Raw genomic sequence first — 250 nt, 5'->3', positions numbered from 1 at the left:
ATTATATATTGGACGTCTATCGACAATTGGTAAGACTCCTCGAATGAATAATGTAATTATTGGTGGAGCTCGTTCTGATGATGAGATTCAATATAAAGCGGGCATGAAATTAGGACGTAGTGTAGTTGACTATGGTGTAAATACATCTAATGGTAATAGTTCTGTACTTGTACAGCGAACTGTTGGCGGGGCAATGTATCAAAAACATTACTTAGCATTTATTACTCATGATGCTGACGTAGATCCAAGC

Annotated in this window: 1 pseudogene; it reads left to right on the top strand. The window is 37.2% G+C overall.

From position 1 onward, the window contains the following. Nucleotides 1–250 (top strand): annotated as a pseudogene (locus tag JDS92_RS30335) (hypothetical protein); the annotation flags it as partial.

Source organism: Bacillus cereus group sp. N12, from assembly GCF_016483575.1.
In the GTDB taxonomy this organism is placed as follows: domain Bacteria; phylum Bacillota; class Bacilli; order Bacillales; family Bacillaceae_G; genus Bacillus_A; species Bacillus_A toyonensis.
Note: the sequence above shows the minus strand (reverse complement) of the source record. Positions and strands in the feature narration are given on the sequence as shown.